This is a genomic window from Rhodococcus sp. P3_B8 (genome assembly GCF_056402775.1).
This window is the reverse complement of record NZ_JBFUGT010000010.1, coordinates 96,542-102,541: the sequence shown is the minus strand read 5'-3', so window position 1 is coordinate 102,541 and position 6,000 is coordinate 96,542. Positions and strand designations below refer to the sequence as shown.

General features: G+C 62.2%; 7 protein-coding genes and 1 pseudogene. 3 read left to right on the top strand and 5 right to left on the bottom strand.

Annotated features, from left to right (window positions below; translation table 11 throughout):
- The coding region (locus AC1D1G_RS07015; protein ID WP_477951582.1) for an SDR family NAD(P)-dependent oxidoreductase at positions 1-155 on the bottom strand (155 nt) is incomplete at its 3' end.
- Positions 156-474: 319 nt separating this feature from the next.
- Between AC1D1G_RS07015 and AC1D1G_RS07010 the strand changes: the two are divergent.
- Positions 475-1,238 (top strand): annotated as a pseudogene (locus AC1D1G_RS07010) (aldolase/citrate lyase family protein).
- A gap of 65 nt (positions 1,239-1,303) precedes the next feature.
- On the opposite strand, the gene AC1D1G_RS07005 reads toward AC1D1G_RS07010, so the two are convergent.
- Positions 1,304-2,179, bottom strand: coding sequence for a helix-turn-helix transcriptional regulator (locus AC1D1G_RS07005; protein WP_095869779.1), 876 nt, complete (start codon positions 2,177-2,179; stop codon positions 1,304-1,306).
- A gap of 113 nt (positions 2,180-2,292) precedes the next feature.
- On the opposite strand from AC1D1G_RS07005, the gene AC1D1G_RS07000 reads away from it, so the two are divergent.
- Entirely contained in the window at positions 2,293-2,859 is a 567-nt protein-coding gene (locus tag AC1D1G_RS07000) for a flavin reductase family protein (RefSeq protein ID WP_172652430.1), read from the top strand.
- 81 nt (positions 2,860-2,940) lie between these two features.
- Here AC1D1G_RS07000 and AC1D1G_RS06995 read toward each other — a convergent pair whose 3' ends face one another.
- A complete protein-coding gene (locus AC1D1G_RS06995; RefSeq protein ID WP_095869781.1) occupies positions 2,941-3,798 on the bottom strand; it encodes a helix-turn-helix domain-containing protein in 858 nt (285 codons plus the stop codon).
- A gap of 161 nt (positions 3,799-3,959) precedes the next feature.
- On the opposite strand from AC1D1G_RS06995, the gene AC1D1G_RS06990 reads away from it, so the two are divergent.
- The gene (locus AC1D1G_RS06990) at positions 3,960-4,361 is read left to right on the top strand and encodes an SRPBCC family protein (protein WP_095869782.1); all 402 of its coding nucleotides are present in this window, start codon (positions 3,960-3,962) and stop codon (positions 4,359-4,361) included.
- A 495-nt stretch (positions 4,362-4,856) separates the two neighbouring features.
- Here the strand turns inward: AC1D1G_RS06990 and AC1D1G_RS06985 are convergent, their stop codons facing one another.
- Positions 4,857-5,588: an SDR family oxidoreductase gene (locus tag AC1D1G_RS06985; protein ID WP_167117966.1), complete on the bottom strand. Its 732-nt coding sequence runs from the start codon at positions 5,586-5,588 to the stop codon at positions 4,857-4,859.
- Positions 5,585-5,854, bottom strand: a complete 270-nt coding sequence (locus AC1D1G_RS06980; protein ID WP_095869784.1) for an Atu4866 domain-containing protein — start codon at positions 5,852-5,854, stop codon at positions 5,585-5,587. Before AC1D1G_RS06980 ends, AC1D1G_RS06985 begins: the two co-directional genes overlap by 4 nt.
- Positions 5,855-6,000: the final 146 nt, after the last annotated feature.

The following is a 6,000-nucleotide window of genomic DNA, read 5'->3' as shown; positions in this document are numbered from 1 at the left end:
GTGGTGGTGATGCGGTCGGTGCGGCGGGCGAGGAGGGCGACCTTGGCGCCGAGTTGGGCGAGTCGTTCGGCGGTGGCTTCGCCGATTCCGCTGGAGGCGCCGGTGACGACGGCGATGCGGCCGGTGAGGGGGGTTCCGGTCAGGACCTGGCTCATGGGGTGTGTCTCCTTGACGGTGGTGTTTCGAGGTGTGGTTCCTCGGGGTACGGATTCCATCGTCGGCGTGATCGGGGTGGGCGAACAGGCCGCGATCTGCCTAGGTGCACCACACCCAGGCAAACCGCAAAACCGTTACCCAATTCATCCGTACGTATCCTCCCTATGATTAGCGGTGCGCTCACAGTGCAACCGATGAAACTGTGTGTTAGTAGATGTTTTGACTGATCAGTGCATGTTCTCGCTCGCCTCCATCAGGCGTGCTGCAAACCAAAAACCAACCGGATGAATAGTGTCGAAGGAGACTGTGGTGAATGAGATCGCTACGCGGCGGCGGTCAGTGCTGATCGCGCCCGGTTCCGACAAATGGAAGGCGCGCAAGGCGCTGGCCTCGACCGCAGGGGAGGGTGGGTCTCGACCTTGAGGACTCCGTCACCGCCGAAACAAGGAGCAGGCCCGCGACCTCGTGCGCCGACTGGTGACCGAGACCGACGCGCGAGGGCAGTGTGTCGGTGCGGGTGAACGGGCTGACCACCCCCCTGGACACGGGACGACCTCGCCGCGTGCGCCTGGCCTGGCCTGGCGAACATCGTGCTCCCGAAGAACGAGACCGCACGCGACCTTGAGATCGTCGATGAGGCGCTGACCGGCATCGACGCGTACCGCACGCGGGTGCCGGGCACGCATTTCGATGCCGGGCTCGGGGCGGTGTTCGGCAGCAGCGGCGACATGGTCTCGAGCGCCCCGAAACTGGCGCGGCTCAAGCTCAAACATCGCCGCCACCCACCACGAACGGGTCAGCGCCGCCGGCCGCCTCGTCTACGGCGGCACATGATCGGCATCGCCTCGGCCAGGCCACCCGTGTCCTCCCGAACCTGGTGAACGGTCCTGGGCTGGACCTCCTGCGATCACACCGGGCCGGTCTCCGAAGGCGACATCCTCACAGGCGAACTGCAGGTCGAAGGCACCGACGCCCTCGGCGACCGTGAGGTCCTGCACCTTCACTCACTGGTGTTTCTCACACACCGCGACCGCACCGACGCCTCCGTCCTCGACTGGCGGTTCTCCGCCCTCACGGCTTGAGTCTGAAGTGCACGACCCCGATGAAGCCGCTGGGTGGTTCGGCGCTGCTCGGCCTGCTTTCGTATCTAATCCATTGACGCGGTGGGTCGGTCCGCCTGCCCAGCGGGCTGTGCGCTACGTACACCGGCATCGATGCGGTGTGTCGCCAGGTCGAGCAGACGGGTCTCGCCGAGCGAGCCGGGCTCGACCTGGTACACCAGAAGCTGATGACCGGGCGCGCTTGGGACACCGAATGCGTGAAATTCGATCGTGAGCTCGCCGGCGGTGGAATGGCGCAGTTGTTTGACTTCATGAGTCTTCGGCTGTACCTCATGTCGGGCCCACAGCTCGCAGAAACGAGGGCTTCCGGCCTCGAGCCGGGCGATGAGGTCGGTGAACCGGTGAGGAGTCGAGGAGAACTTGGCGGTCGCTCGTAGACTGGCGACCGTTGATTTCGCCGACTCCTCCCAATCGACAAAGAACTCACGGGCGGCCGGATCACAGAAAACCATCTCCACGAGATTGGTCGTATCAGCGAACGGTTCGAACAGCGCCACCGCCAGGGAGTTCATCGCCGAGATGTCCAAGACCGGATCGAGTACGAACGCGCCGGAGCGCTCCCAGGACTCCATCAAACGCAGTAACGCGGGATCGACCTCCCGGCGAAGCTCGGCACCGTCGAGTCGCCACGCCACACCTGCCAGCGAGTAGAGGTGCCGACGTTCCTCGAAAGTAAGAACCAGAGCCTTACTGAGCCCCTCGAGGACCGCTTGGGACGGGTGACGTTCACGGCCCTGCTCCAGCCGGCGGTAGTAGTCAGGACTGACATCGGCCAGCATGGCCACTTCGTCCCGGCGTAACCCCGGCACTCGCCGAGGTCCCGCGGACGCAAACGGAACAGAATCCGGTGATGCAGCAGCACGTCGGGCCCGCAGAAATTCCCCCAACTCAGTGCTCGCCATGGCTTGATTCTAAGGCAACCGGTCAAGTTCCAAGGGGGGTGTGAAAGGGCCACGCGACCATCAGCTGAACCCTGAAAACTATAGGTAATCAACCTGATCGGAAGGAAAACCGCATGACTGGTCCGGATCAATTCTCCCCGTACCCAATTTCCAAAGTGCACAGACTGATCGAGCCAGGCCCTGTGATCATGATTTCGACGTCCGACGGACGGCATGACAATCTGATGACAAATGGTTTCAACATGCCCGTGCAACATGGCGGTCTCATCGGATTCGTGCTCGGCCCGTGGGACTACAGCTTCGACACGCTGCGCGACACCCGCGAGTGCGTCATTGCAATCCCGGCCATCGAACTCGCTGAGCAGGTCGTCGACGTCGGGAACGTATCCGGTGCGGACGTCGACAAGTGGGAGCGTTTCGGCCTCACCCCGCTGGCATCGGCATCCGTTGCGGCCCCCCTCGTCGCGGAGTGCTTCGCGAATATCGAATGCCGCGTCGTCGACGATCGCCTCGTCGATGACTACGGACTCTGGATTGTCCAGGCCCAGCATGTGTGGGTGGACGATTCGAAGCGAGGCACGGGCGAGATCCATCACCGCGGCGACGGAACGTTCTCCGAGAACGGTGAGGCGATCGACCTCCGTGAGCGGATGACGAAGTGGCCATCGTTGATCGACTAGTCAATATCCCGGCACCCGTGTGCAGCCCCGTTTCAAGCTCAGCAAATGGGAGCAGGAGTGGGGGTCGGTAGCCGCGCGACGTCAGTCGGGCGAACTTGCTTCCGCCTCCCGCCGCTCCCGGTCCCTGGTCGCAGTGAGCGAACAAAGCAACTTCAGCGCCTGATCACTCGGGGACCCGCGCTCCGCCTGATAAATCACCAACTGTTGTCCCGGCTTGTCACGCACATCGAAAGCTTGAAACGTCAAGCTCAACGTTCCCACATCGGGATGAACGAGCTCCTTCGCATCCAGTGTCTTGCCCCGCACCTGCCCCTCTTCCCAGTACTGGCGAAACGCGGGGCTGGCCGCCGACAGCTCATCGACCAACTGGGTGAGACGAGCATCATCCGGGTCGTGGCCGACGGCCAAACGTAATGTTGCGACGGTGGCCTGTGCCGCGCGATGCCACTCGGCGTAGAAAGACGCTCCCGCTGGATCGGTAAACACCATCCGCAGCAGATTGTCAGCAGCGGTGAACGGCGAGAAGAGCGCTTCGGCGAGCCGGTTGCACGCGAGAATGTCGAGTGTCCGATTCAACACGAACGCCGGAGTCGAGTCGTAGGTATCCATCAACTGGAGAAGTGCCGGACTGACCGACTCCCGTGCACTGGACCCGCGGGCGCTCGGCACCAGCCGGGCCAACCGGTACAGGTGCATTTCCTGGTCGGCATCGAGGCGCAACGCGCGCGAGAGAGCATCGAGCACCTGAGCGGACGGATTACGTTCGCGCCCTTGCTCTAAGCGGGTGTAGTAATCGGAGCTCAGTCCCGCAAGGATCGCGACTTCCTCACGTCGAAGGCCTGAAACTCTTCGAGTGCCATAGCCGTGAATTCCTGCGTCCTTCGGTGAAACCTGAGCACGACGTGACCGAAGGAAATGTCCGAGTTCGCTGGAAGGCATTTCCCAATGTTAGTTCTGAATTGCCTGGTAGTGGGTGGGTGCACTGCACCCACGACAGACGGGCCGGTCTTCGGCGACAGTGGAACCATCGCCGACGCCCAGCGTCCGGCGCGGAATCCGGACCACACGACCCACAGCAACCACGAAAGGATCCGAGGAGCATGTTGACAGTTCATGCAGAAGTTCGTACCCCGCTGGACCAGAAGTTGGTGTGGGGGAGAATCGGAGACTTCTTTGCCATCCATCGTTGGCATCCCGATGCCGAACACACTGCACGCGACGACAGCCGGAACAGCGTCCGCTGCGTCGCTCTGCAAGGTGGTGGTGAGGCGATCGAAGAACTGATCAATCAGACCGAGCAGTCGTACAGTTACAAGATGGTTGGTGGGTCCATTCCCGTATGCAACTACCAGGCAACCGTTGCCGTCGCCCGGGACGGCGAGTCAGGGGAGACCGTTGTTTCCTGGGACGCCGAGTTCGACGCCGACGGAATCCCTGCCGAGCAGGCTCGCCAGCTCATCACCGGCTTCTACGAAGGCGGGTTGGCTGCCGCCGTGCGGTGACGTTTCGGAGCATCCGCGACCCGAGAGGACGCCGTTCTTCACGAACTGTCCTCGAAATGACGCCCCGGAAACGTTTGTGATGACGCCCATCCGAGGATGGTCTGCAAAACGCGGCAGCATCGGGCCGGACCGGCCACGGGACAGGCGGTCAACTCGCCGCTGTATCTTATAGCGGGCAAAGGACAGTCCTCAGCACTGTCTGTGGTAGCAACCGGACCGCCCAGCCTGGCTGCAGATACGGCGTCGCTTCCGGGTTTCATCATCCTCGGTACGCTTGTGCCCGTCACAGCGAGCACACAAGGCAGATCAGGGGGAGGACGTACGCAGATGTCACCAACCCGTCCAACTAGTGTTGTCCAGCCGGGCCACAGCGTCTGCGACCAAATGCCGTGTATCTGAGGGCGATATCGGCAATCGGCATGACGACATCCGGAAATTGACGAGTGGTCTGAGGTGGCCGTCTCGTCGGGAGACGACCACCTCGGTCCGGCCGAACTACTGTGCGCTCGCGGCGGGGCGAACGACAATCTCGTTCACGTCCACATCCGCCGGCTGATCGATGGCGAACGCGATCGCATTGGCTATCGCCGCGGCCGGAAGTGCGACGGCGCGGTATGCCTTCATGTCTTCGCGTGCCATGTCGTCCGAAATGCTATCCGCTAATTCAGATTCCGTCACACCTGGAGAGACGACGGTGACACGGACATCGCCTGACGATTCTTGTCGCAGCCCTTCGGAGATCGCGCGCACCGCAAACTTCGTCGCGCAGTAGACCGCCGCTGTCGGCACCACTTCGTATGCCCCGACGGATGCGATGTTGACGAAATGTCCATTACCTTGTGCCCGCATGACCGGTAGTGCTGCGGCGATGCCATTGAGAACGCCACGAACATTCACGTCGAGCATCCGGTTCCACTCGTCGATGTTCAGCGCGGCCAGCGGCGACAGGGGCATGACTCCGGCGTTGTTGACCACTACATCGACGCGACCGAAACGCTCGCGGGCAGTCTCCACGAAGGACTGGACGTCGGCTACGTCAGTGACGTCCAACTTGCGGAATGCTGCACCGCCGTTGGCATCGCCAATCTCCTGGACCAAGTGCTCGAGTCGTTCTGTGCGCCGTGCGCCGATAAAGACGTGGTGGCCGTCGGCGGCTAACTTCCGCGCTGTCGCCTCCCCGATCCCACTACTTGCCCCCGTGATCAGGACTACCTTGTGCTCGCTCATGACTGCTTGTCCTCTCGGTATAGGACGAGATGCTCGTGGAACAGCACCCCGTCACTGATGTCTCCTGTTGCGGTAAAACCAAGGTCGTCGATGTAGTCGAGATGGTTTCCTGTCACCGTGTAACTTCCGGTGTACGCACCCAGCCGTGTGCCACGCGCCTCGTCGTACCGCCCATCCGCACGCAGTTCCTGGCGAATGAAGCCGTCTGCTGTCACCCACATGCCGATGACATCTGCCCGGTCGATGGTGGTTCCGGATTCATCCATCACGATCCTCTCTCACAACTTGGTGATCCAATTCTTGCGAGAAGTGGGATGCGTAGACAGGACGCAGCTCGACTAGGTGCCGCGCACCCAGTCAGGTCGCGACCTCGCGCGACGCGTGGGACATATCAAACCGATGGGGCGGAGAT

Bases quoted from the DNA above. Each gene is read 5' to 3' on its own strand.
- AC1D1G_RS07005 (WP_095869779.1), bottom strand. From the start codon at position 2,179: ATGGCGAGCACTGAGTTGGGGGAATTTCTGCGGGCCCGACGTGCTGCT.
- AC1D1G_RS07000 (WP_172652430.1), top strand. From the start codon at position 2,293: ATGACTGGTCCGGATCAATTCTCCCCGTACCCAATTTCCAAAGTGCAC.
- AC1D1G_RS06995 (WP_095869781.1), bottom strand. From the start codon at position 3,798: ATGCCTTCCAGCGAACTCGGACATTTCCTTCGGTCACGTCGTGCTCAG.
- AC1D1G_RS06990 (WP_095869782.1), top strand. From the start codon at position 3,960: ATGTTGACAGTTCATGCAGAAGTTCGTACCCCGCTGGACCAGAAGTTG.
- AC1D1G_RS06985 (WP_167117966.1), bottom strand. From the start codon at position 5,588: ATGAGCGAGCACAAGGTAGTCCTGATCACGGGGGCAAGTAGTGGGATC.
- AC1D1G_RS06980 (WP_095869784.1), bottom strand. From the start codon at position 5,854: ATGGATGAATCCGGAACCACCATCGACCGGGCAGATGTCATCGGCATG.